Below are 23558 nucleotides of genomic sequence, written 5' to 3' on the forward strand. Positions count from 1 at the left end.
ATGCATGAATTATCGACGTCTGGGCCGTTCCGGCCTGCAAGTTAGCGAACTGTCCATCGGCTCGTGGGTCACGTACGGCAACCAGGTGGATCATCGCGCGGCGCGCGAATCGCTGGCCGCGGCGCGCGACGCCGGGGTCAACTTCTTCGATAACGCCGAGGTCTACGCGGGCGGCCAATCCGAGGAAATCATGGGCCAGGCGTTGAAGGAACTGGCATGGCCGCGCGTGAGCTACGTGGTGTCGACGAAATTCTTCTGGGGCCTTACGGAAGCGCCGAATCAATACCACACGCTGAACCGCAAATATCTGCTGAACGCGGTCGACGCGTCGCTCAAACGGCTGCAACTCGATTACGTGGACCTCGTGTTCTGCCATCGCCCCGATCCGAACACGCCTGTCGAGGAAACCGTCTGGGCGATGAGCGACATGATCACGCGTGGCAAGGCGCTGTACTGGGGCACCTCCGAATGGAGCGCCGACGAGATCCGCGCCGCTTACGAGATTGCGGAGCGCCACCATCTGCACAAGCCGGTGATGGAGCAGCCGCAGTACAACCTGTTTCACCGCAAACGCGTCGAGCAGGAATACAAGCGGCTTTACGAGGATATCGGCCTCGGGCTGACCACGTGGAGCCCGCTCGCGTCCGGCCTGCTCACCGGCAAATACCGTGACGGCGTGCCGGCCGACAGCCGCGCGCAACTGCAAGGCTACGACTGGCTGCGCAAGCAGGTCACCGACGCGGGCAAGAACGACGTGGTCGGCAAGCTCGGCGCGGTGGCCGACGAGTTGGACTGCACGATCGGCCAACTCGCGATCGCGTGGATTCTGAAGAACCCGAACGTCAGCACGGTGATCACGGGCGCCTCGCGGGTCGAACAGATCGGCGAGAACATGAAGGCGGCCGACGTGGCCGCGCGCATCACGCCGGAGATCAAGCAGCGGATCGAGGAGATCGTCGGCGACACTTATGGCTGAGCGGACTCGCGCGGGAGCACATAGCGGGGCTCCGGCGGCAGCGCGGCCCTGCCAAGTGGACCTCGCCGCGGAACTTCCGCCGAAACGCAACGCGGCGTCGCGCACAATACGCGACCGCGCGGAAACGACTCTAACATGCTGGGAACCTTAGCCAGTAAGGCTTTGGCGGATGTCCGCAGCCTGTTAAAAATGGCCTTTTGATAGCGTTTGGGCAATCGGTGGGCAATTGCCGCGCAGTTTCTGCCAAAGACGGCTCCCGATCGACGATTCGCGGGCTGTTTTTTTACGTCTGTCGCCGTCGATTGCACGCGGACAGACGATCACGCCAGATCGCCGCGATCCCGTCCAGCGATTCGGTATCCATTCATTCCGCATCAAATCACGCTCCCCCGTAGAAATCCCTATCAACTCCGGTGTGATCCGCAGCACGCCCCCGCCGAGCGCGCCAAGCATCGCTTCTACGGTTTAGGACACGGTGTGACTCCTTGGTAAAAAGGCCGGGCGGTTCATTCAAAAACTTGTCGAGAGCCACGATAAAACTATCAATCATCGTGCCGTGCTTCAACCAACAGGATGTCATCGCGCAAACAGTTGAATCGGTGTTTTAACACGCGTTGCCGAAAGGGAGTGCATCGTCGTCAAGGATGGGTTCAACCGATCAGTCCGAGGCCGTCATCCAGCAGTATGTGAAGAAGGATACGGCTTCGAGGATTGGGAGATTTATATCCGCCTGCTCAATCCTCAATCTATCGTGCAGTTCATCGACACCCGCTCTTTTACTATTGCGTCAAAGAGGCGTCGCGTTCGCATGTACACATTGCGGACTGAAGGCTTTGATGACTCACTGGATGATCTTCGACCGCAACCGCCATCGGCATGCGCGCTTCATGAATAATCCCGTTCAGGTGTTCGGTCAGCGCATGAAGGATTTCACCCCTGATTTCGCAGGCCGTTACAGGCGGTCTATGAAGTACTGGAAGATTGGCTACGGTGTCGTCGTGGCCCTATTACTGATCATCATTCACATGCTGCTCGCGCGTCGCTGGTTCTCCCTCTTGCGGCAATCCCCACCGTGACCGCAGCCCCTTCGCGAATAAGCAAAAAACATAAATTGACGCTAGATCGTCAAGGATCGATAGATGGTCCTGACTGTTGCGATACCAGGCATGGCTAATTTCATGATGGCGAAAGCCTGTCGGAAACGCGACTTCTACGGCGCGATGATCCATTACGCATAGTCAGTATGCAATGAGGCAATCGGATAAACGCAATCAGACGAATCCTGTTTGTCCGAGGTGTGGCGAAACCACCTCGAATCTGACAATTTTTGACTTACGACTGGTGGCGAGCGGGTTATTTTCCTCGCGACAAATAAGTTGTGCGTTGAAAAAATGAACAAGAAGATTTTCAGGCTGGTATTCAGCCGACTGCGGGGCATGCTGGTAGCTGTTGCAGAAACCACGAACGGAACGGGCAAGGCAGATTCGGGTGAGACCAGCGGTCACCGATCAACTCGACGCGTTTCATTATTCTCGATGCGGCACGTGGCTTTTGCCGCGCTAATGCTGTTTGGCGCAGTCCCCTCTCTGGTGGACGCACAGGTCACGGCGGCGGGCGCGCATGCGCCGACCGTGATCCAGACTGCGAACGGCATTACTCAGGTCAACATCAATCGCCCGAGCAGCGCGGGCGTATCCCAGAATACCTATTCGCAGTTCGATGTGCCGAAGGCTGGCGTCATCCTGAACAACTCGCCGACCATCGTGCAGACTCAGCAGGGCGGCATGGTCAACGGCAATGCAAATCTGCTACCGGGACAGGCGGCGCGGATCATTCTCAACCAGGTCAACAGCAATTCGCCCAGCCAACTAAGAGGCTATATCGAGGTCGCGGGCAGCAAGGCCGAAGTGGTCGTGGCGAACGGCTCGGGCATAGTGGTCGATGGCGGCGGCTGGATCAACACGACGCGTGGCATCCTCACCACGGGCACGCCGCTGCTCGACGCCGGCGGCAATCTGACCGGCTTTAACGTGACCGGTGGCCTGCTCACCGTGCAGGGCGCGGGCCTGAACGCGACGAACGTCGATCAGGTGGATTTGATCGCCCGCGCCGTGCAGGCGAATGCGGCCATTTACGCCAACAACCTGAACGTGATCACGGGCGCAAATCAGGTCAGTCACGATACGCTTGCAGCCACCCCCATTGCGGGCGACGGCGCAGCGCCGGGCGTATCCATCGACGTGAGCCAGCTTGGCGGAATGTACGCGAATCGAATCGTTCTGGCGTCGAACGAATACGGCGTGGGTGTTTCGAATGCGGGCGTCATTGCGGCCCAGGCCGGCGACCTGACGCTCACCACGCAAGGCAAACTGGTACTCACGGGCAAGACGAACGCGAGCGGCAACCTGTCGGTGTCGGCGGCGGCCGGTGTCGAGAACAGCGGCACGACTTACGCACAGCAGTTCGTCTCGGTCAATACACCGGGCATGCTGAGCAATAGCGGCACGCTCGCCGCGCAGCAGAACCTGAGCGTCAACGCGGGCAATGTCGCTTCGACGGGCACGCTGGGCGCAGGCATCAACAGCGACGGCTCGATTGCACAAGCGGGCGATCTGAGCGTGAGCGCAACTGGCGCGCTGTCTGCGACGGGTCGCAACGCGGCAGGTGGCAACGCGACGCTTCAGGGCGCGTCAGCCAACCTGTCCGGCAGTACGACCTCGGCGAACGGCAATCTCGCGCTGAACGCCAGCGGTGGCGACCTGAATCTGTCCGGCGCGACGACCACCGCAGGCGGCACGGTGAACGCCACTGCCAGCGGCACGCTGACAAACGATAACGGTGCGCTCTCGTCGGGTGGCGCACAAACGATCACCGCAGGTGCCCTATCAAACCATAACGGCCAGATCGTATCGGGCGACACGCTGACGGCGAACGTCGCGGGGGCTGTCTCGAATCAGGGCGGCACGATGCAGGCGGCGGGCGCACTGACCACGCACGCAGGCAGCCTGGACAACACCGCAGGGCACATTGCGTCCCTGAACGCGGATGGCCTGAACGTCACCACAACTGGCCTGCTGAACAACGGTCAGGATGGCGCAATCGGCGGTAACGGCAATGTGACCGTGCAGGCTGGTCAGATCGCGAACGCAGGTTCGATAACGGCGGTGCAGAACCTGATTGCGACGGCCGTGCAGACGCTGTTCAATGGCGGCACGCTGGCAGCGAATGGGAACGTCAACGCATCGGCTGGCACGACGTTGAGCAACACCGGCTCGATAGCAGCCGGACAGGAAGCCACGGCGAGCGCCGCGACGCTCGATAACAGCGCGGGCTCGATCAGCGCGGACCAGCTTGCGCTCACCGCCACGAACATGGTTAACCACGGCGGCACGGTCACGCAGACCGGAACGGGCGCGACGACTATTGCCGTATCCGGCACGTTCGACAATACAAATGGCTCGTTGCAGACCAACGCCGCGAACCTGACGCTCGGTCCCGCGACGCTCGTCAACGATCGCGGCACGATTGCGAATTCGGGTAACGGTACGCTGTCGGCGAACACCGGCTCGCTGTCGAACAACAGCGGCACGATTGCCACGAACGGCGCGCTTGTCATCGAGGGCGGCCCGGTGTCGAACCGTGGCGGCACACTCGCGGGCCAGTCCTCGGCGGTGCTGAAACTAGCCTCGCTTGACAACAGCGCGGGCGGCTATGTCGGCGCGCAGAACGTATCCGTGACCGATGCGGGGGCGCTCGACAATGCCGGTGGCACGATCCAGGCCAATGATGCGCTCGCCGTGTCAGCGCAGAGCGTCGCAAACGATGGCGGCACGATCGCCAACAGCGGCACGGGTGCAACGACCGTGAGCGCCAGCGGCGCACTCACTAACACCGGCAACGGCCTGATTGGCGGCAACGGCGACGTGTCCGTTACTGGCGGTAGCGTCGATAATGCGGACGGTACGCTCGTCGCGGGCGGCGCGATGTCGGTGCAATCCGGCAGCACGCTCGGCAACCGCGCCGGGATGATCCAGGGGAACGGCACGGTCATCGCCTCCGCGCAGGGCGCAATCGACAACACCAGCGGCCAGATCGGGGCCAATGGCGCGGAGGCGGCGCTCGCTGTCGCTGGCGCATCGCTCGACAATACGGATGGCCGCATCGCCAACATTGGCAACGGCGCGACCACAGTCGATGCCGCGACCCTGACGAACTCGAACGCGGGTGGCGTGAGCGGCGCGGGCACCATTGGCGGCAATGGCGACGTCACCGTGAACGCGCAGGTGCTGTCGAACACGGACGGCGCACAGATTCTGTCAGGCCACGACCTGGCGCTGAACGTCGCGCAATCGGTCAACAACACGGGCGGCTCGCTCTCGGGCGCGAATAATCTCACGCTCGACCAGGCGGGCGCGGCGGTCGTGAACCAGAACGGTTCGATCCACGCCAACGGTGCGCTCGGTCTGAACGTGGCGACGCTCGATAACACGTCGGGACGGATCGGTAACGATGCCGGCAGTGGCGGCAGCGTCGCCATCACGGCAGGCACGCTGGCAAACCAGGGCGGCGCAATCGGCAGCGACCAGAACCTGAGCGTGACGTCAAACCAGATCACCGGCGACGGCAGGATTGTGGCTGGCTACGATGGCACAGTCACACTCAACGGCGACTACACGTTAGGCGCGGCCAATCTGATCCAGGCGAATCACGACCTGACCTTCACCACCGCAGGCAGCTTTACGAATCAGGGCACACTCGGCGCGGTCAATGCGCTCACGCTCAACGCCACGAACGTGGACAACCAGGCGGGCGCTGACCTGAATTCAGCGAGCACGTCCGTCAATGCGGCGAATGCGATCACCAATGAAGGCCGCATCGAGGGCGACAACGTTACGACGAACAGCGCCACGCTGACCAATACGGCCACCATCATCGGCAACACCGTCACGCTCACCGGCAGCCAGTCCATCGTCAACACCGGGGCTGCTGCCATCATGGCCGCCGCTTCGCAACTGAACCTCTATTCGCCGGGCGATATTTCGAACACGGGCGGCGCGAACCTATTCAGCCTCGGCGATATCAACATCGCCGCCGACGCGACACGCGACGCTAACGGCCTGCTCGCGAATCGCAGCAACTCGGTCGCCAATGAACAGTCCACCATCGAGGCGCAGGGCAATATCGAAGTCGCGACGCAGACGCTGACGAACTCGCGGCCCGCGCCGACCGTCGGGACGGTGACGACCGATGTCGAAACTGAACATCAGACGAAGCGCGGCAAGTACATGGCCTGCGCGACCGGCAATGCGGCTGCGAACAATGGCTGCTCGCAGTCGCTGTGGGACAACGGCTACAGTGCACCGCTCGATGCGACGTACTCCGCCTCGCAGATCATCTCGCAGGGCTCGGGACCGAACGCCACCGACAACGTGCTGGTCGTGAACATCAACGGCACGCCGCAGACGATTTACTACAACGCGCTCACGAACAACGGCGACGGCACCGTCACGGTCAACTACTGGGACAGCTACGACCCGAACATCAACTATCTGCCGTCCACCGAATATCCGTCGCGTAGCGATGGGCACAAAGGCTATCAGCGCGTCGAGATTGCGCGCGACACGACCACCACCACGCAGCAGGATCAGGTGAGCGGTTCGCAGGCACAGCAGGCGCAACTGCTCGCGGGCGGCAACATGATGCTGGCGAATGTCGGCACGCTCAACAACAGCTATAGCGCGGTGGCGGCCGGCGGCTCGATCCAGATCGGCTCCAGCCAGCAGGACGGCACGCTGGACGCGGGCAGCAGCGGCAACTACGGCGGCACGCTGGTGAGCAACACCGGGCAGACGCTTTATCAGTACCAGCGTCAGGACATCGTTTCGACCTATGCGTGGAACGGCAACATCACGCAGGACGTGGGCCAGGTGACCGAGCCGTCGATTGTGCTGGCGCCGGTCGCCATCGGCGGCACGGGCGGGACGATCATCGCCAACAACACGGTGCAGATCAGCGCGACCGATATCAACAATACGAATGTGGCGACGGCGAACTCGGCCACTGGGGCCACGGGCGGCACACTCGGCGCAAATGGTGCGGTGGGAGGCGTTACGGGTGGCGGTGCGCAGACCGTCAATCTCGCGACCGGCCAGACGCAGACAATCAATGCGCCGCAATCGGTCGCGGGCCCGACTGGCGCGCTGAAGATCACGCTGCCGACGAGCGGTCTTTACACGTACCAGACTGCGCCCGGCGCGTCTTACCTGATCGTCACCGATCCGCGCCTGACCAGCTATACGAGCTTCATCTCCAGCGACTACATGCTCAAGCAGCTTGGGCTGAATCCGCAGAGCGTCGAGAAGCGTCTGGGTGATGGCATGTACGAGGAACAGATGGTGCGCGACCAGATCACGCAGCTCACTGGCCGCGTCTATCTGCAAGGCTATACGAACAACCTTGACGAGTACACCGCGCTCATGACGAACGGCGTGAACGTCGCGCAGCAGTTCGGGCTTGAACCCGGTATCGCGCTGACGGCGGCGCAGATGGATGCGCTGACCAGCGATATCGTCTGGCTGGTGAGCCAGACCGTGACGCTGCCGGACGGCACGACCCAACAGGTGCTCGCACCGGTCGTGTATCTTGCACAGACTCATGCGAACGACCTGCAACCGACTGGCACGCTGATTTCGGCGGATGACGTGGAGATTCACGCGACCGGAAGCGCAGTCAATTCGGGTGTCATCAAGGGCGGCACGCAGACGGTGATCAGCGCGACCGATATCCTGAACCGGGGCGGCACGATCGCCAGTAGCGGCGCGAACGGGACGACGGTTGTGTCGGCGACGAGTGACGTGGTGAACGCGTCGGGCCAGATCACAGGGAATCGCGTTGCAGTGCTGGCGGGTAACAACATCGTCAATACGACGCTGGTCGATACCATGGGCGTCAGTAATGCTGCGGGCGAGAGCAAGGTGAACACTACCCTGCTCGGCGCGCAGGGGACGATTGCGTCGACCGGCGATATGGTGATTGCAGCGGGCAACGATCTCACGGTGCATGGCGCGAATATCACGGCGGGCGGCAGTGCGCAGATTACGGCGGCCCATGACATCTCGGTGGATGCCGTGCAGTCCACCACCACCCAGTCGGTCACGCTGAACGACCAGCATCACTGGGAAGCGAACGGCACGACGAACGAGACCAGTGCGATCTCGGCGGGCGGCGATCTGGCGATGCAAAGCGGCAACGACATGACGCTCAGAGGCGCACAGGTCAGCGCTGGCGGTGGCCTCGCGGCCGTCGCGGGTGGCAACCTGACGGCAACCACCGTCACGGATACCGCGAAGTATGACAACGTCGCCACCGACGGCAGCTCACGCAAGGAAGTCGACCACACGTATGACGAGCAGGCGGTGGGCACGAGCTTTACGGCGGGCGGCAATGCGACGCTGGGGGCGGTCAGTAGCGATGCCGCGAAGGGCAATGTAACGCTCACCGGCTCAAGCCTGACGGCGGGCATGACAAACGGTGTGGACAACGGCACCGGCACAGCGACGATTGTTGCGACCGGTAACGTGACACTCAACGAGGCGCGCGAGGAACACGATAGTGCGGTCGCCGTCGAGTCGAAACGCGGCAGTTTCGTGCACGGCACGACCACCGATACGTCGCAGAGTTCGCAGGCCAATATCGGCGTGGCGAGCACCGTGTCGGGCGATACGGTAGTCGTGCAGGCGGGCCGCGACCTGACGGTCCAGGGTAGCAATGTGGCCGCTACGAACGACGTAAGCCTGGCCGCAGCGGGCAACGTCAACATTACGACATCGCAGGACACCGAACAGTCGCAGAGCGACTACAGGCAACGGGAATATGGCTTCCTGTCCGGCCTGAATCCGCTGAACCAGCTTGACGGTGGTTTGCAGGGCTACACCATCGGCACGCGCACCACCACCGACGCGCAGCAGGCGACGCAGGTCACGAACAATGGGAGCGTGATCGGTTCGTCTACCGGTAACGTGTCGATCTCCGCGGGCCGTGACCTCGGCGTGACTGGCAGTGCTGTCGTCGCGGGAGGCAACGTCGCTCTGACAGGCCAGAACGTCACGATCGATTCTGCGTATGACACGGTGAACGCGTCGGAGGCACAACAGGTCAGCCAGTCCGGAATAACGGCCGGACTGGGCGGCGGTCTGGTGGGTTTGGGCCAGGCAATGGCAAGCACTGTACGTCAGGGCACGCAGTCGGGTGACTCGCGGCTGGCTGCGGTACAGGGCGTGGCAGCGGCAGAAATGGCATACCAGAACCGGGGGGCTTTGAGCAGCGCGGCATCCAGCATGTCGAGCGGCGATCCTGGCGCGGCAACACAAGGCATCCAGGTACAGATCAGCATTGGATCGAGCCATAGCAGCAACAACGCCAGTACGTCGGTGTCTACCGCCAAAGGTTCATCCATCATCGGTAACGGCAATGTCGTGGTCACGGCGACCGGCACGTCGGACGCAAACGGCAACGCCCAGGCGGGAACGGGCGATATCACGATGACCGGCGCGACGGTCGTCGGGAAAAATGTCACGCTCGACGCGAACAATGCGATCACGCTGCAAAGTGCGCAAAGCACCGAACAGGACAGCAGTTCGAACGGTTCAGGCGGATGGAATGCCGGTGTGGCAATTGGTATCGGCAAAAACACTGGAATCAGCATCTTTGCGAATGCGTCGAACGTCCACGGCCAGGGCAACGGCAACAGCGTGACGCAGACCAACACGACCGTGGCGGCAGGCAACGCGCTGACGATGCAATCGGGCGGCGACACGACGCTCTCGGGCGCTCAGGTTTCGGGCAACACCGTTAAGGCGGACGTGGGCGGCAACCTGACGATGACGAGCCCGCAGGACACGTCGGATTACTCGAATAACCAGCACAACCTCAGCGCCAGCGCCAGCGCCAGCTTCACCTTTGGTTACGGTGGTGGTGGGGACCTCTCGATAGGTCACACCAGCATCGATTCGACTTATGCGTCGGTGAACCACCAGACCGGCATCGTGGCGGGCACCGGTGGTTTCGATGTGAACGTGGCTGGTCACACACAGCTGAACGGCGCGGAGATAGCAAGTGCCGCTCCTGCTGAAAACAACAGCCTGACGACCGGCAGTCTGGGTTTCTCCAATATCCAGAACTCGATGTCGTACTCCGGCTCGACAGAAGGGTTCTCAACGTTCAGTGGTCCCAGCTTCGCGCAGACTGGTGACAGCGCGAGCGGCGTCACCCAGGCGGCGGTGAGTCCGGGGACGATCACGGTGAAGTCTGACCAGCAGAACGGGACTGACAGCACGGCGGGCCTGTCGCGGGATACGGCTAATGCGAATCAGACCGTGCAGAATACGTTCAGCCTTCAGGACGTACAGAACAACCTCGCGTTCGCGCAGGCGTTCGGCAAGCCCGCGACATACGCGGTCGGACAGATCGCAGACCAGCTTGAAAACAGCAATCCGGCCTTTGCAGAAGGAGGTGTCGCGCGAGATGCGCTGCATGCTGCCGTCGCTGCTATTGGGGCGGCACTCTCGGGCGGCAACATCGCAGGCGCAGTGGCGGGCTCTATTACAGGCGACGTGTTGCAATCGTTGGCTCAGCCGTACATTGACCAGGCGGTTGCACAGGTGCCACTTGCGGATCAGACGGCATTGCGCAACGCGTTAAATGAGATTGTGGCAGCAGCCGGTGGTGCGGCTGGTGGCGCACTGGCAGGCGGTGGATCGTCGGCGGCGATTGCCGGGGCTGGTTCGGCGTCCAACAACGAAGTCTTTAACCGACAGCTTGACCAAAGCGAAAAGCAGGTCATCAAAAATCTGGCTAACGGCGATCCTGCAGAGGCGCATCGCCTTGAAGCAGCCGCGTGCGCGATGGTTCATTGCGCCGCACAGTATGCACCTGGAACGCCAGAGTATGCGCAGTATTCAGCGCTGGAAGCTGAAGGGGCAGGTTATACGGCAGAGCAGGCAAAGCTCGCCAATTACAGCGAGACTTTCCTGTCAGCGGGTACTTACGGCGGCATGGTGCAACAGACGCAGGCGAGCAACCTTTTCCACTATAGTGCGGTGAATGCACAAGCGGACAACGCTGCAATGCGAGCCGGTATGGCCGCTCAACGTCCTGGCGAGCTTGACTATCTGACCATTCAAGGCGGGGCCGGTTTCGGTGGTGCTTTCACGGTTAATCTGCACAATGGGAACACCTACGGGGGGGGGATCGGTCTCCGCCTCGCGCGAGGCCGGTGCCGGAATCGTATTTGGCATTATTCCGAACAACGTAGGCAAGACTGGTGCAGACCAGGCAGACCTAACCGATCAGCTTCTAGCTGGAGCGGCTATGGGTGGTACCGCATGTGCGTTTGGTGTTTGCGGGGGGCTGAACCATGCGATCGGCGGCCAGACTGCGGTCGAAGTCGGCATCGGCTTCGGCGGCGTTACGAAAACTCCAAATCTCGGCGGCAATGCGGGAGGCGGTTACAGTATTCCCATCTTCACTATTCCAGGCATTGGAAATGCAAGCGCGAAACGCTAAGAGAATATCTTTGATGGTAATCGGGTTAAGTTTTTTACTCATATTTTGGTTAGCCGTATGGTTCTTAGGTTTAGATAAGAATCCGTCGAGAGAGGAATCACGGGACCGTCTCAGTGTAATGACTAACGACATGAATGCAGCGTTACAAGCCGGGGGTGTTGTTGACTCAACATATCAAAATGCAAAATTAGGTGGCGCGCTACTGATAACGAATATTCGCGCAGACGCCTGGAAATCGGACCTTCCGGAGATGTATCGCTTGGCGCTGGTTCATCGTGGGTGGGTATCTATCGGCTCAGATAATGGACGCATCCTTCTATGCAAGGATGGTGCACTTGCGAGAATCGATACCACGCCAAGCCTAGATCGCTCGCGAGGGACTCCGCGCAACGTCTATGGCATCGGAATGTCGTATAACGCGAATAGCAAAACCACATGTCGATAATCGAGCTTAGATAAGCCTAATGCTGAAGTTCATCCGGAGAGGGAAATGATGAAGCGCCTATCTGGGCGGAAAGAATGATAAGAATTTTAACATTGAAGATGCGTCATTTTTATATTGTCGCGACAGCCCGCGCTGCTGGCAAAATGCCTGGTTACTAAATTGGGGCAGACTATGCGCGACATCAGACGTTGGATCGGCGGCTTGCTTGTATCGGCCTTGGTATATTTTTTCGCCAGGAACGTTTTCCTAAATGTTCCGACAGACGTTTCCTCGAAATTTGCGTCTATGGAATCTGATATGGACCAGATGCTCCAATCGGGCGGGACGGTCGTATTCAAAAATGACCTCAACAGAGCAAGCGCAGCATTTGTCATGCGCGACGTTAGCGCTGAATCATGGGGTGACGATCTTTTCACAAAATATCGCTCAGCCCTGACCGAGCGTGGATGGAAAGCGATCAATTCTCATGGGGATGCATGGCAAGCCTGCCGATCGGGGATGCTCGCGACCATTGCGACCAAGCAAGGATTCTTTCCGGCGCGCGGAATCTACACCTATAGCATGCGGTTCGAGTACAACGCAGGGACAATTCGCCAGTGCAGAAGCGCATATCAGTGACCTCGAATAGAAGCCAATGGAAACACTTCTTCCTCAATTCTGATGCGCCGAACGACTGACCATTTCGACGTTTTGAAAGGTCGAAAATTGCAGCCGTGGAATCAGGAAGCCATCAGTGGGATAAAGATGACCATGCGAAATCGTTTAAAGCAAAGGTGCGTTGTGCTGGCACTGTTCGCGCTGCTAGCAGCTTGCCAGAACGTGCCACCTAACGCGCCACCGATGCCACCACCGAAGCCTGAAATGCAGCCCGTGCTGCCCAATACGTTCTGGGTCATGGGCTACTGGCGCTGGAGTGGTACGCAATGGACCTGGATACCGGGCCACCTGGCGCCGAAGCCGTAATAAATATTCGCCGATAGAACTACAGCAATGAAAATCCAAAGCAGGCTGGCGGCATTGCCGTTCACAGCCTTGGTATCACTCGCGCACGCGCAGCAGGCCCCGACGCCAGCCGACACCGCGGCAGCGGTACGCGCGAACGCAGAACAGAACCAGCAAGTGAAGGAACAGCGCGAAGCGCAGCAACGCGACGCGGCGGTGAATGCGCCGTCTGTGCGCTCGACTGTTGCGCGTGTCTCAAGTTGGCCCGATCTGCCGGTCGAAACGCCATGCTTTCGCATTGACTCGTTTGCGCTCGATGTGCCCGCGACGTTGTCAGAAGCTTCACGCGCGCAGGGCGCATCCGCACTGCCGCTCGACCGCTTTGCTTTCGCACGCGAATGGCTCGACCACTACAAGGGGCAATGCGTCGGCAAGTCGGGACTCGACACGCTCACGAAGGGATTGCAGCAAACCATCCTGAGCCGTGGCTACATCACCACGCGCGTACTGCTGCCCGAACAGGACCTCTCGACCGGCACGCTGAAGTTCGCGCTGGTGCCGGGCGTCATCGGCAAGGTCCGCTTTGCCGATCCTGCTACGCGCGGCACATGGAAATCTGCATTCCCGACCCGCGACGGCAACGTGCTGAACCTGCGCGACCTCGAACAGGGGCTTGAGCAGATGAAGCGCGTCAGCAGCCAGGACGTTACGATGCAGATCATTCCGACCAACATCCCCGGCGAAAGCGACGTGGTACTGGACGTGAAGTGCACGAAGCCATGGACCGTGGTCGCGTCGGTGGACAACTCGGGCCAGCGCGCAACCGGCAGGCTGCAAGGCAACCTGAGCCTCGGCATCGACAACCCACTCGGCCTGAACGACATCTTCAACGTCGGTGTAAGCCAGGACCTCGAATTCGGCGACAGACGTCTCGGCTCGCACGGCTGGAACGGCTCCTATTCGATCCCGTGGGGCTACTGGACCGCCACGCTGTCGGCCTATACGAACACCTACTATCAGCAGATCGCAGGCGCCAACGCGACCTTCGTATCGAGCGGCAATTCGCAGACGGTGGACTTCAAACTCCAGCGCGTGCTCATGCGCAGCCAGAACAATGTCCTCGGCGCGCAGTTCCGGCTGACAAAGCGCTTTGGCGAGAGCTTCATCGAAGACACCGATATCCCGCAGCAGCACCGCAACAACACGTTCATCGAAGCCGGTCTGACCGACCGCCACTACTTCGGCAACGCGCAGTTCGACGGCAGTCTCGCGTACCGTCAGGGTATCGGTGGACTCGGCGCAACACCGGACTACTACGTGAATGGCCCGACGTACCGCTTCCACATGGCCGTACTCGATGCGAACCTGTCCGTGCCGTTCCAGATCGCAACGCAGCCGCTACGCTACGTGACAAGCGTTCACGGCCAGTTCACCAACAACACGCTGAACTACATTGACGATCTGACGATTGGCAGCCGCTACACGGTGCGCGGCTTCGACGGCGAAACGATGCTCGCGGCCGAGCGCGGCTTTTTCTGGCGGAATGAATTGCAGTTGCCGATTGGTTCGACGGGCCAGTCACTCTATGCAGGCGTCGACTACGGCCACGTATTCGGCCCGAGCGCAGTCTATCTAGCCGGTACGCAACTGGCTGGTGCAGTCATCGGCGTGCGTGGTGGCGTCCCGTCACGAATTGGGGGACTGTCGTATGACCTGTTCGCCGGGACGCCCATTTACAAACCGGCTGGTTTCCCGACCGCGCGCGTGACGCTCGGTTTCCAGGCGACGGTGCAGTTCTAACGTCGAACAGTATCAGCTTCAAACGCCGGGCGCGTGGTGCGCCTGACGGCCCACAGAGAGGAAAACAATGCAAACCAGCAAATTCAGGATAACGAACCGGATTCAGGCCTGTACGGCAATTCTCGCGGTCGCAACGGCGGTAGCGCTTTCCGCTTGTGGTGGCGGTAGCAATAGCGGCGGTTCCCCGATCACGTCCAACTCGCCATCCGACAGTAACGCATCGAACTCGACCGGGCCCTCAAGCACCGCTGCAACCTTCTTCGACAGCATCTTTCTCAAGGATAGCGGCGCGGGATTTTTTCAGTTTGGCGCGAACTTCGACTCATCCAAGGGCAAGCCCACCGCAACCGGTCGCACCCAGTTCTACGTCAACTCGGACAGTGACGCGAACTTTACCGAGGTGGGCAGCGTCATCGTTGACCCATATACACAGGAACGCGACGATCAGGCTTACATCACCGCTGAAGGTGCGTTCACGTCGAGCAGCACTCCATACATCGACATCGGCACCAGCTCGAAAATATTCCAGATACTGCCGCAGGGCTACCAGCTTGGCATGAATGGCATGTCCTCGGCGCTGTATGAAGTGACGGTCACGCCGCAGGACGTGTCCGGGCTGCCCGTGTCCGAGGCAATCTACAAGGACGAAGGACCGTCGACAAATGGCCTGTCCATCCTCCTCGGGCAAGACACCACCCCGATGCCACAAGGCGCACAGATGTACCAGTTGCCCTACAAGGTATTGACAACGCATCTGTGGCTCAATCTTTCTACCGCGAAGACGGGCTGGAATTCCCTCGAACAGGTTCAGTCCACTACCGGTGGCACGATCCAGTCTCTCGGCGGATATCGCTACCTCAAGCCTGCCTCCAATAGCGTTACCTACATCGAATATAAGGGGGAGGTTTTCATCGGCGAACTGCTGAATGCGGGTGACGAACACGACATCGTGCCGGCGGCGTATAACCGCATCGCGGCTGACTTCATAGCCCAGGAACAGCAGAAGATCGGAGTAGCGAAGTAGTCGGTATCAAAGGCAGGGGCGCTCGCCTGTGGCGTCTCTGCCGGTACGCCTAGCTACAAACCGTCGCCCTTTTCCTCACTGCGCGCGTCACGTTGGGCTTTCAATTGACCGCGCAGTTCTGCCCTGCCATGAATACACGACCGAAACTGGAAGACTTTCTGCGAAAGCATGTCGCACACCTGATGTCGTCCGACGCTAATCCCCTTCCTGCCTGTCCTTGATGTGCCGGCATCCACGTTGTGAAGAAGGGCTATGCGCGGCTGCGCACAGGACCACTTCCCACCTACGCGTGCGACCTGTGCGGTCACTACTTCAGCCGCCTGAGCGGTACGCCCTTTTCGCATCGCCCCTTTCGCGGTCAGTTCGATCAAGTGATCGCGCTGCTGTCGCAGTCGATCAGTTGCGCGCAGGCTGCGCAGCAACTCGGTGTGATGAGGCACACGGTACGGAAAAACGTCCGGCTGATCCGGCAATGGCTGCTTGAACTCGATCCGTCCGGACATGATGAAAAGCTGGTTCAGCTTGGCGGTCATCTGACGGCCGCGCATGACGAGTTGCATATGCCGCCAGGCGGTATCGCCTGTGAAGACCGGACGCTTAGGAGCTATTCGCACGAAGCCATTAACGGACATGGAAAATACGCGCCCCAGCTTTCGCTTCTCGCGTAACGCAGTGCGCTACAGGATCGACAATAGCCAGGCGGCCGCCATCGCAAAGGTTGTCGACAAATTCGTAAGCGGGGCTTATCTGGAATCGCTAGAGGGGAGTGGCCCAGATGTCGCGAACATTTTTTTGTGCGCCGGTGGCAAGACTTTTCCCAAGAGCCCTCGGCTTTTCATGCAAGCGTCTGCTCCGGAGCAACGCGGGATCACGACCTTCATTTCCGGTCAGATTGAACGAAGTAACCCTGGGTCGCCGATGGAATCGACATTCGCCCAAAAGTCCAGAAAGCTTCGCCAGAGCACACTTTAGTAAAGTACTTTGACACGGTAGACAAAGACCTCGCTTTCAGAGTCGCGAAGTCGCTGGACTTAACGCTCCCCGCAACATCGAAAGTTGTATTCGCTTCACCGGGTGCAAGTAACAACAGTCAGGCGAGGCGGTTCCAGCACGTTCACCGCGTCGGCCAGATGCTTCGGCGCAAGGTGCGCATATCGCAGCGTCATCTTGAGGTCCGTGTGACCCAGCAGTTCGCGAACCCGGTTCAAATCGACACCAGCCATGACCGGACGGCTGGCGAAATCATGACGCATATCGTGCCAACGGAAGTTAGTGATACTAGCGCGCTTGAGCAGCAACCGCCACGGCGCGTCGTACTCTACGGACGGCTTGCCGGTGACCTGATTTGTGAATAGATACTCCGGATGCGCTAGCGGACGCCATGCTTTGAGCGTTTCAAGCGCTTCAGCGTTGAGCGGTACACGCCGTGCTTTGTTCGTTTTGGCATTTCCTCGTTGAGCAGTAATCATTGGCGCGAGCCCGTCAAGTTGAATGCCCGACCAGCGTAGCGCCAACAATTCACCGCGACGAAGACCCGCGTTGAGCGACAGGATAACCGCAGGCCGGAGATGGTCCGTAAAAGCTGCATTACGCAATGAAGGAAGCGCGAACAACTTGCGCGCCCGACGATCAACGTTGCTTCGTTCCTTGTTGTCGCGATACTCCTGCTCCCGGTCGAGTAGTGCTGCATAGAGCCGGGTCCGTTCATCGTCGTCGAGATAGCGCACAACCACATCAGCGACGGAATCCGTCGTGCGCATGACCTGCTGCACGGGATTGACACTCAACAATTGAGCTTGCTCGATGGGGACCGTGTACAGCCCTTGCAGCGTTGCGAGTTTGCGCGCAATAGTCGCCTCGACGTTGCCCTTCCGATGGCAAAGCAATTGCTACTGCAGCAAATCCCAAGCCGTTACCGCATCAAGCGGCTTGTCCAGAATCCGGCCGAAATGATTGCGGATAGTTTTGGCAAGTTCAGCACCGCCTTTGCGTTCGCTTTCAGCCAGTCCTCATAGGGGTCATTTAGGAATTGGCGTACTGTCGGCAATGATGTGCTACGCTTCGCCTCCCGTTCGCGCCGCTCTGCGACCACTGCGGCGCTATCGCCTTTGCGGTCCGTCGTCTGAAGCTCGCGCTTGACGATTTCGCGTGCGTCGGCTGGCGACAACTCTGGATAGTTGCCAATCTTTTTGGGGGCAAAAGAGCCGTTAGGCTTCCGATAACGCAGCGCGTATGAGATCGCGCCGGCAGGCGTCACGCGCACTGAGAATCCGGCGATAGTCCGGTCTGTAAATTCCTGAGGCTCGCCGGTTGGTTGCAGCGTGCGCACGAAGTCGCGATTCAAATCATATTTCTGTTTCATGGCGGTAGAAACCTTCGAAGTTTGGGCAATTTTTGGGCAATAGCCGCCGCGAACTTCGACGGACATACGCGTACAAGCGTAGGTCTAAGTCGTTGATTTTACTAGATTCACGGACGTGCGAGAATATGCACGGACAAAGAAAATCGCATACAATACGCGACCGCGCTGCACACCGGCGCCGTTTGCCGTATGCCCGCTGTGCCGCCGCATTGCACCCCGCACCGCCGAATCCGCCCTGGAGCGGCCTGCCCTCTTTCAGCGTTCCTCATCATGCTCAGCTACCGCCACGCCTTTCATGCAGGCAATCACGCCGACGTTCTGAAACACGCCGTCGTGTTGCAGCTATTGCGCTACCTCGGCCAGAAGGACAAAGCCTACTGGTATATCGACACGCATGCGGGCGCCGGCGTCTATTCACTGAAAGAAGGCTATGCAACCAAGACCGGCGAATTTCAGACCGGCATCGCGAAACTGTGGGAGCGCAACGATCTGCCGCCGCTCTTCGCCGATTACGTCGAAGAAGTTAGCGCGCTTAATCCGGACGGCCAGCTGCGCTTCTATCCCGGGTCGCCGTATATCGCGTGGCGGCAGTTGCGCGAGCAGGACCGCCTGCGTCTGTTCGAGTTGCACACCACCGAAATCGACGTGCTGCGCCACAACTTCCGCGACGCGGGCCGCCGCGCGATGCTGTACGCGGGCGACGGCTTCGACGGCATTCTCGCGTTGCTGCCGCCGGCGCCGCGTCGCGCGCTGGTGCTGCTCGATCCGTCGTATGAGGACAAGCGCGACTACACGCGTACGCTGCGCTGTGTCGAAGAGAGCCTGAAGCGCTTTCCGACCGGCACGTATGCGGTGTGGTATCCGCAGGTGAGGCGCCCGGAATCGCAGCGGTTTCCCGATCAGTTGAAGAAGCTGCAGGAGCGTAACTGGCTGCATGTGAGCCTGACTGTCAGCAATCCGCCGGCGGACGGCTTTGGTCTCTTCGGCAGCGGCATGTTCATTCTGAACCCGCCGTACACGCTGGCAAAAATGCTGAAGGAGCAGATGCCCTGGCTCGTCAAGGCGCTCGGCGAGGACAAGGCCGCCGAGTTCAAGGTGGAGTATCGCGGCGATTGAGGATTGCAGCGGCCCGCTGTTCGCGAGGCGGCAGCGGTTACGAATGAGCGCGGCGTGCCGTGCGAGCTTTGTGGCCGGCCTGCTGTTCGGATTTCATTGGTATCCGTCGCGAGACGCGAATCTGTTGCCCGAGGCGGTGGCCGGCGCTTGCCAATCGCAGTCGCCGACGCCGCGCGTCCGCTTTCAGGGTGTGGACCACCGCTTCCTCACCGGCCCGATTACTCGCGGCCCACATTCCGCGTACCGCGGCGCGCACCACCCCGACTCCCCCGCCTACTTCAACTGCGCGGCAGCCTTGCGCGCGAAGTCGTTCGTATAGGTAGCGTTCAGATCGATCTTCTTCGGATCGAGCCGGTTATCGAACGACGCCAGCGCGCGTAACGATGTCGACGGACCGTCCGCCGCCATCAAACCGTCCGGCGAATACGCGTCGCGCACGTTGTGAAACGCTTCGAGATACAGCGCCGAATCGTTGAGCAGATAAGCCGGCGGCACCATTTTCAACAGATCGGCGTCGCTCGCGGTCTGCAACCAGCGGTTCGCGCGCACGATCGCATTGGCGAGCGCCTGCGTCGTCTTCGGATTCTTCTGGATGAAGCTCTCGGAGGCGTAGAGCGTCGCCGCCGGCATCGTGCCGCCGAACACCTCCTGCGTGCCCTTCACCGTACGCGTGTCGATCAGCACCTTGATCGCCCCGCTGCGCGTCAGCTTGGTCATCATCGGATCGACGTTGGAGAGCGCGTCGATCTGCCCACCGCTGACCGCCGCCAGCACCGTGGCGCCACTGCCCACACCGATCGCCGAAATCTCGTTGCGCTGCACGCCGGCTTTGCGCAAAGCCACGGTCAGCACGAGATCCGTCGATGAACCCGGCGCGCTCACGCCGACTTTCGCGCCCTTGAAGTCCGCGAGCGACTTGAGTTGATCAGCTTTCGACTTCACCACCGCGACGACGATCTGCGGCGCGCGGCCCATCAACACGAATGCCCGGTAGTGCTGCCCCTTGGCCTGCATGAACAGCGTATGCTCGAACGCCCCGGCGCCCACCTCGGCGCTGCCGCCCACCACCGCCTCCAGCGCCTTCGATCCGCCCGCGAAATCTTCGAGCGTGACGTCGAGCCCTTCGTCCTTGAAGTAGCCCAGTTGACGCGCAGCGAGCACCGGCAAATAGTAAAGACCGGGCAGACCGCCGACGGCCATCGTCAGCGCGGGCATTTCGGGCGTGTCTTTGGCGAGCGCGACGCCGGGCAGCACGGCAAGCGCGAGCAGCGTGGCGCACGCGCGCGCGGCACGCCGGATCGACTGAATGGGCATGTGACGTCTCCTTGTTCTGTTGATTCGTTGCAGTGACGCTGCGCGATACCCTCGTCCGGGCCGCTGGTGAGATACCGCGAGACGATTGTCGACGGACGGTTTCGCTCGTGCCATGCGCCGAAACCCCAATGGCGCGGGCCATTCGTCATGCATGCGCAAACGGGCCGGCAAAAGCACTTGCGGGACGGGAAAACATCAACGGGAAGAACCCGGACTGCTCTGGCAGCAATCGCACCGACGCTTATTGCGGGCGAGGTACTGGCCGGGGCAAAGGCCGCGGCGGCGAGCCGCCTCCTGCGGGCAATTGAATGTACGGCGCGACCACGATCGGCACCGACGACTCCGGCGACGCCAGTTCGGTGGGGGTTGCCATGGGCTGCGCGCCCACGATCGGCTGCCACGACGTCGGCCCGGTGCGCATGACCGTACCGCTCTGCCCGTCGTTGATGCCGCCCTGCGAGTCGAGGATTACCGGCCTGCGCGTGCTGTCCGGCGTGGCGAACGCGTTCGATACGGCGAAAACCGGCGTCAGCAAGCCCGCGGCAATTACGGCCAGGAGGGATCGGGGTGAGCGGATAGAAGGCATGGGCGGACCGGTTTGGTTTGAGAATGCCGGATAGCGCGGAGAACGCTTACCTTACCTCGGCGCTCGCCGAGAGGCTAGTCGATATTCGCCACGCATAGCGTTCGCCCGCCGTCCGCGAGAAATTCTCTGGTCCAGATGTGACAAAGCCCCGCATCGACGGGGCTTAACACTGTGCTGCAGTCGCCGCGCAAAAGGCGCCGGCGGGTCCAACTCGAAGCAGGGGAAACTTACAGCGAGTAGCCGTTGGTTTCGAGCGAGCGAATACGCTGTTCGAGCTGAACGATGTCCGACGACGATGCCAGGTAGGCTTCGCGACGGTTGCGTTCCGCAGTTTCAAACCAGGTGCTCAGCTTTTCAAGAATGTATGCAAACATGATGTTCTCCAAGGATCAGATTGAATCCCCGGTGGATTGGGCATCAGGGATTTCCCGTAAAAGGGTTAACCCGAATTATAGCCCTATGGTGCAACCTTGCTAGTGAAATGCCCGCATGATGTGCATTCCGTTTTGGAATGGTGCACGTCGGCGGTGCAGGTAAGTGGTTGATTTATCTCGGCTCGCAACGATTTTTCGGTAATCGTTGATGCCGTCCCGTATTTTTTAGCACAAAATTGGTGCAAACCAATAACGGTTGCGACGCGCCGCTCGATTTGGGTTGCACCTGACCCTGCAAACCCGCCTCAAAGCGGATGACAACCCTTCTCCGAGACAAGATTGGCGTCCGCAAGACGCTCGATGATCGGACAGTCGGGACGGTCGTCGCCGTGACAGTGATCGGCCAGATGCGCGAGGGTGTCGCGCATATCGGTCAGTTCGGCAATGCGGCGATCGAGTTCAGCGACGTGCTCCAGCGCGATCTGCTTCACCTCGGCACTGGCGCGCGAGCGGTCGTGCCACAGCGCGAGCAGCCGGCGAATGTCTTCGACCAGGAAGCCGAGCCGGCGCGCCTGACGGATAAAACGCAGCGAGTGAACCTCCTGCGGACCGTATACGCGATATCCAGCGCTCGTGCGCGCCTTTGCCGTCAGCAAGCCGACGCTTTCGTAGTAGCGAATCATCTTCGCCGTGACGCCCGACGTGCGGGCCGCTTCGCCGATATTCATAACCGTCTCTCCAAGGATGAATCGATCGTACACCTTCCCATGATGGGAAGGTCCAGCCACCCATGTACGAATCGGCAGGCATAATCCGGCTACCGCCCTATTGATCTTTCCGAGGCAATTCTGATGACAATCGAATTCAAAGTAGAAGGCATGAGCTGCCAGCACTGTGTTGCGGCGGTAACGAACGCCATTCGCGAACACGATGCAGCCGCGCAGGTTCAGGTGGATCTCGCGTCCGGCCGCGTCGTGGTCGACTCGGTGCAACCGGTCGACACGCTGAAGGCCGCCATCGACGAAGCCGGCTACACGGTGACCGCCGTTACGAGCGAGACGGCGGGCGGGACGACAACCGGCGGCGCCCCCCACTAAGCGAGCCCACATCATGTTCAAAGTTGCCGTCATTGGCGCGTCGGGGCTCCTCGGCCGCGCGCTCGTCGACGAACTCGCGCAGCGGACCGATTGGCAGGTCGTCGCCACGGCGTTCAGCCGGCCGGCTCCGAATACCGTCACACTGGATATCCGCGACGCGCAGGCGGTCGAGCGGTTCGTCGAGCGAGAAGCACCCGACGCGCTCGTGATTGCCGCGGCGGAGCGTCGGCCCGATGTGTGCGAGCACAACCCGGCGCTTGCCCGCGCGCTGAATGTCGACGCGGTGCGCGCGTTGGCCGCAGCGGCACACCGGCGTGGCGCATGGACGCTGTCGATCTCCACCGACTACGTGTTCGACGGCACTCACCCGCCCTATCGGCACGACTCCGCGCCCGCGCCGCTGAACGCTTATGGACACAGCAAGCTCGAAGGCGAGCGCGCGCTCACCGAAACGACCGAGCTCGGTTGCGTGCTACGTTTGCCGCTGCTGTATGGGCCGATCGTCAGTTGGGCGGAATCGGCGGTGACGAGTCTCGTGCCGGCGATTGCCGCGTCCGCGTCATCGAACGGCAAGCCCGCCGTGATGGATGCGTGGGCGATCCGCTATCCCACCTTCACACCGGACGTCGCGTGGGTGATCCGGCAGATGCTCGAACGGCATGCGCGTGGCGAAGCGATCCGCGGCATCGTGCAATGGTCGGGCGACGAGCCGATGACCAAGTACGAGATCGCCGTGCGTCTCGCCGAGGCATTGCGACTCGATGCTCACCTGACGCCGCAAGCCACGCCGACCGATGCGACGCCGCGTCCGCATAACTGCCATCTGGCGTCGGACCGGCTCGAAGCGCTTGGGATCGGCCGCCGCACGCCGTTCGACACGGCGATCCGGCAAGTGCTGGCCGCGTTTCCGTGGCAAGGCGAGACGCCCGTCCGATCGCAGGCCGGTTAGGCGAACTGGC

Annotated in this window: 18 protein-coding genes; 12 read left to right on the forward strand and 6 right to left on the reverse strand. The window is 60.8% G+C overall.

What is annotated here, in order from left to right:
- Positions 1-4 precede the first annotated feature (4 nt).
- Together BGI01S_RS09175 and BGI01S_RS09180 are read left to right on the forward strand one after the other, a co-directional pair.
- The gene (locus BGI01S_RS09175; RefSeq protein WP_042324339.1) at positions 5-976 is read left to right on the forward strand and encodes a potassium channel beta subunit family protein; all 972 of its coding nucleotides are present in this window, start codon (positions 5-7) and stop codon (positions 974-976) included.
- A gap of 836 nt (positions 977-1812) precedes the next feature.
- Positions 1813-2052 carry a hypothetical protein gene (locus tag BGI01S_RS09180; protein WP_042324341.1) on the forward strand — a complete coding sequence of 80 codons (240 nt, stop codon included), beginning with the start codon at positions 1813-1815 and terminating at the stop codon, positions 2050-2052.
- Between the two features lie 195 nt (positions 2053-2247).
- Here BGI01S_RS09180 and BGI01S_RS30520 read toward each other — a convergent pair whose 3' ends face one another.
- Positions 2248-2481: a hypothetical protein gene (locus BGI01S_RS30520; RefSeq protein ID WP_167335628.1), complete on the reverse strand. Its 234-nt coding sequence runs from the start codon at positions 2479-2481 to the stop codon at positions 2248-2250.
- Between BGI01S_RS30520 and BGI01S_RS09185 the strand changes: the two genes are divergently transcribed.
- The 6 genes from BGI01S_RS09185 (at position 2368) to BGI01S_RS29475 (ending at position 16418) form a co-directional block, all read left to right on the forward strand.
- Positions 2368-11553: a hemagglutinin repeat-containing protein gene (locus BGI01S_RS09185; RefSeq protein ID WP_084585301.1), complete on the forward strand. Its 9186-nt coding sequence runs from the start codon at positions 2368-2370 to the stop codon at positions 11551-11553. The two genes, BGI01S_RS30520 and BGI01S_RS09185, sit on opposite strands and share 114 nt — an antisense overlap.
- 728 nt (positions 11554-12281) lie before the next feature.
- Positions 12282-12602: a hypothetical protein gene (locus BGI01S_RS09190; protein WP_042324344.1), complete on the forward strand. Its 321-nt coding sequence runs from the start codon at positions 12282-12284 to the stop codon at positions 12600-12602.
- 132 nt (positions 12603-12734) lie between these two features.
- The gene (bcpO, locus tag BGI01S_RS29470) at positions 12735-12947 is read left to right on the forward strand and encodes a CDI system lipoprotein BcpO (protein ID WP_084585318.1); all 213 of its coding nucleotides are present in this window, start codon (positions 12735-12737) and stop codon (positions 12945-12947) included.
- A 27-nt stretch (positions 12948-12974) separates the two neighbouring features.
- Positions 12975-14726 (forward strand): ShlB/FhaC/HecB family hemolysin secretion/activation protein, encoded by a 1752-nt coding sequence (locus BGI01S_RS09195; RefSeq protein ID WP_042324345.1) that lies wholly within the window; start codon positions 12975-12977, stop codon positions 14724-14726.
- A gap of 67 nt (positions 14727-14793) precedes the next feature.
- A complete protein-coding gene (locus tag BGI01S_RS09200; RefSeq protein WP_052400434.1) occupies positions 14794-15750 on the forward strand; it encodes a hypothetical protein in 957 nt (318 codons plus the stop codon).
- Positions 15751-15989: 239 nt separating this feature from the next.
- Positions 15990-16418 carry a DUF746 domain-containing protein gene (locus BGI01S_RS29475; protein ID WP_167335637.1) on the forward strand — a complete coding sequence of 143 codons (429 nt, stop codon included), beginning with the start codon at positions 15990-15992 and terminating at the stop codon, positions 16416-16418.
- 399 nt (positions 16419-16817) lie between these two features.
- Here the strand turns inward: BGI01S_RS29475 and BGI01S_RS28955 are convergent, their stop codons facing one another.
- Both BGI01S_RS28955 and BGI01S_RS28960 read right to left on the reverse strand, forming a co-directional pair.
- Positions 16818-17636, reverse strand: coding sequence for a tyrosine-type recombinase/integrase (locus BGI01S_RS28955; RefSeq protein WP_052400435.1), 819 nt, complete (start codon positions 17634-17636; stop codon positions 16818-16820).
- Between the two features lie 26 nt (positions 17637-17662).
- Entirely contained in the window at positions 17663-18112 is a 450-nt protein-coding gene (locus tag BGI01S_RS28960) for an Arm DNA-binding domain-containing protein (protein ID WP_052400436.1), read from the reverse strand.
- Positions 18113-18382: 270 nt separating this feature from the next.
- On the opposite strand from BGI01S_RS28960, the gene BGI01S_RS09220 reads away from it, so the two are divergent.
- Positions 18383-19228: a 23S rRNA (adenine(2030)-N(6))-methyltransferase RlmJ gene (locus BGI01S_RS09220; protein WP_042324351.1), complete on the forward strand. Its 846-nt coding sequence runs from the start codon at positions 18383-18385 to the stop codon at positions 19226-19228.
- A 273-nt stretch (positions 19229-19501) separates the two neighbouring features.
- Here the strand turns inward: BGI01S_RS09220 and BGI01S_RS09225 are convergent, their stop codons facing one another.
- Positions 19502-20542, reverse strand: a complete 1041-nt coding sequence (locus tag BGI01S_RS09225) for an ABC transporter substrate-binding protein (protein ID WP_042324354.1) — start codon at positions 20540-20542, stop codon at positions 19502-19504.
- A gap of 308 nt (positions 20543-20850) precedes the next feature.
- On the opposite strand from BGI01S_RS09225, the gene BGI01S_RS31320 reads away from it, so the two are divergent.
- Positions 20851-21162 (forward strand): hypothetical protein, encoded by a 312-nt coding sequence (locus BGI01S_RS31320; protein ID WP_157004138.1) that lies wholly within the window; start codon positions 20851-20853, stop codon positions 21160-21162.
- 193 nt (positions 21163-21355) lie between these two features.
- On the opposite strand, the gene BGI01S_RS29480 is transcribed toward BGI01S_RS31320, so the two are convergent.
- Positions 21356-21502, reverse strand: a complete 147-nt coding sequence (locus tag BGI01S_RS29480; RefSeq protein WP_074763567.1) for a DUF3563 family protein — start codon at positions 21500-21502, stop codon at positions 21356-21358.
- A 305-nt stretch (positions 21503-21807) separates the two neighbouring features.
- Positions 21808-22230 carry a Cu(I)-responsive transcriptional regulator gene (cueR, locus tag BGI01S_RS09235; protein WP_042324356.1) on the reverse strand — a complete coding sequence of 141 codons (423 nt, stop codon included), beginning with the start codon at positions 22228-22230 and terminating at the stop codon, positions 21808-21810.
- 123 nt (positions 22231-22353) lie between these two features.
- Here cueR and BGI01S_RS09240 point away from each other — a divergent pair, with 123 nt between their 5' ends.
- Entirely contained in the window at positions 22354-22599 is a 246-nt protein-coding gene (locus tag BGI01S_RS09240) for a heavy-metal-associated domain-containing protein (RefSeq protein ID WP_042324357.1), read from the forward strand.
- 13 nt (positions 22600-22612) lie between these two features.
- Positions 22613-23548: a dTDP-4-dehydrorhamnose reductase family protein gene (locus BGI01S_RS09245; RefSeq protein WP_042324358.1), complete on the forward strand. Its 936-nt coding sequence runs from the start codon at positions 22613-22615 to the stop codon at positions 23546-23548.
- Positions 23549-23558 lie beyond the last annotated feature (10 nt).

This window comes from Paraburkholderia ginsengisoli NBRC 100965 (assembly GCF_000739735.1).
Taxonomy (GTDB): domain Bacteria; phylum Pseudomonadota; class Gammaproteobacteria; order Burkholderiales; family Burkholderiaceae; genus Paraburkholderia; species Paraburkholderia ginsengisoli.